Below are 2,397 nucleotides of genomic sequence, written 5' to 3'. Positions count from 1 at the left end.
TGTGTTTTGCAAGATAAAAGTGCAGAAGAATGCAAAGAAAAATACACAAGCTTGCCAGCCTTCATCTGAGTATTCATTTTTGTCTTGATAATGCGTTTGTCACCCTAAAACTATCCCCTGTAAAGTTCAAAATATGGGCATGGTGTATAACCCGATCCACCAATGCTGCAGTCAATCTAGAATCACTGAAAACGCGATTCCATTGACTGAATTCCAAGTTCGACGTGATGATCAAGCTTTTTTGTTCATACCAGTCGGAGATGAGTTGGAAGAGGAGCTCAGCCCCTTCCTTGTTAAAAGGCACGTACCCCATTTCATCCAATATGATTAGATCCACACTCTTAAAACGATTCCGAAGCTGTGATAGCTTGCCTTCGCTCCATGCTCTCTCCAATACATCGGCTAAGTCTGAAACTCTATAAAACCGAACTTCAAGCCCCTGTTTACATGCCTCGTATCCAATACCCGTAGCTAAATGAGTCTTTCCGGTGCCGGGGGCACCTGTTAAAATTAGATTCTCTTTACGGGCGATAAAATTTATTGTACATAATTCTTTATAGTCGATATGTGTTGGAAAGTGAATATGTTCACTCCATTGAAACGACGAAAGTGACTTCTTCTGTAAAAATCGTGCCTTCTTAACCAATCGTTCAGCTTTTGCTTCCTCCCGTAGCTGTAGTTCTTTTTGAAACAGAGCTTCTAAAAACTGGGTTGGATCATCACATGGTATATCTGAATAAATATCACTCACATGCGCCAGCCTCAACGTTTTGCACATCTCTTTTAGATTCATTATCGCTGCACCTCGTTTCCTGTCTGTGAGATGCTTTGAAGCTGATCATACTTTCTCCAATCAATGTCGTAAGGATGGTCCTCAGGCTCTTTTAATGTGTCTGATTGCCCGCCAAGTAAATCATAAAATCGATCATTGATTTCATTCATATCATGATTAGCTAGTAATCCGATGATCCACTTCAAACGTTCCTTACGAATCGTAAGATTCGAGATATTGATGTATTCATATATGCGGCCTGGGAGATAGGCTGAAAAGCGGGAATAGGTTGCAGAACGCGGTTTAGCTAACCAAGCCTTCATGATAGATTGCCATGGAATCTCACGATTTTTGTGCATATATGGTCTATGATCCTCATACAAGATTTCACCATGAGGAGATAGTACCTTGAAACGATCCCAATACTTAACGACAGATAGTTTTGTATAATTATAGGCTCGTGGAACATAAACCTTTGCTTTGTCTAAAGTGATTTCTCCATACTTGTTTGCCTTCGCTTCTTCTTGTTTAAAAACTGGATATTCTTCTTGGGGCAGCTCCAATAGATACTGGTGCTCTTCCTCCAATAACTCCTGTAAGGAAACATGTTTTTTATAATGAATGCGTTGTCGGTCTTCCGTTAGCTGCTGTTCAAGTATTTGGCTAAAGTGATCTAAATCTTTTATGACAGGTGCAGGAGTTATAAAATTGTAGCGAACGTAGCCGACTTTATTTTCCACATTTCCTTTTTCATTTCCTGAATAGGGATTGCACGCTTGTGGTTCAAATCCGTAATGATTTGCAAATTGAAGGAATTCGTTTGTAAAGACAGCCTCTTCATGCTTATTTCTTGGCTTGACGACAGCGGTCTTCATATTGTCGATACGAATCTTCTTAGGAACTCCGCCCAACTGCTTGAAAATCACCTTCATTCCATGCAAAAGACATTCTTGATTTTCACCTGGTAAAGGAATTGCAAATGCGCTATTACTAAAAGGAAGGGTCATAACTAAACAATGAATATCTACATACATTCCATCTTTAACGGCCCCCATTAATCCAAAATCCAATTGTGCTTCCGAGGGAGGATGGATTAAACGCTCATAGTTTTTATCCTTTGTTGCATCTTCAATGTCTTCTCTTCCTTCTCGCCATTCTTTAATGAAATAAGAGACGGTCCGATAGGACCCTTTGAAGCCCATCTTCTGAAGTGCAGAAAATATCCCCTTGTTTGTCCTTCTATCTTTCTTCTTTAGTTTAAGATCTTCCCAAAGCCAATCTCCTACAATTTCTCCCCATTGCTCGTCGTACATCATTCCAGACTTTTTCTTTTTACTTTCTTCGGGGAGTTGATCTCCATCGGCATACTTTTTTGCTGTTCTCCAATTAATCCCTAGCGTTTTTGATATTTTATTTATGGATAAGGATTTCTGATTCCTCATTAATTTGATACAATTGATTTCAGGCATTGCCAGCATTCCTTTCAACCTCCACTGCATTGATTCGACACCAATTACAGTAGAGAAGTATTGTGAGGCTGGCAAGCCTTTTTTTGTTGAAACTTGAGTTGCAACGTTATGTACTTTTCCTTTTCAAAACTCTGTACTTCTATTTTGCACTAAACA

2 protein-coding genes are annotated in these 2,397 nt (G+C 39.4%); both read right to left on the bottom strand.

Features of this window, described 5'->3' with window-relative positions; translation table 11 throughout:
• Positions 1 to 73: 73 nt before the first annotated feature.
• Complete coding sequence (gene istB, locus BJ095_RS18715; protein ID WP_107937917.1) at positions 74 to 793, bottom strand: IS21-like element helper ATPase IstB; 720 nt, start codon at positions 791 to 793, stop codon at positions 74 to 76.
• Complete coding sequence (gene istA, locus BJ095_RS18710) at positions 793 to 2,271, bottom strand: IS21 family transposase (protein ID WP_306460167.1); 1,479 nt, start codon at positions 2,269 to 2,271, stop codon at positions 793 to 795. The genes istB and istA overlap by 1 nt, the downstream gene beginning before the upstream one ends.
• Positions 2,272 to 2,397 lie beyond the last annotated feature (126 nt).

It is taken from the genome of Ureibacillus chungkukjangi (assembly GCF_003217295.1).
GTDB classification, from domain to species: domain Bacteria; phylum Bacillota; class Bacilli; order Bacillales_A; family Planococcaceae; genus Ureibacillus; species Ureibacillus chungkukjangi.
Note: the sequence above shows the minus strand (reverse complement) of the source record. Positions and strands in the feature narration are given on the sequence as shown.

Coding starts and splice junctions, on each gene's coding strand:
- istB (WP_107937917.1), bottom strand. CDS start 793: ATGAATCTAAAAGAGATGTGCAAAACGTTGAGGCTGGCGCATGTGAGT.
- istA (WP_306460167.1), bottom strand. CDS start 2,271: ATGCAGTGGAGGTTGAAAGGAATGCTGGCAATGCCTGAAATCAATTGT.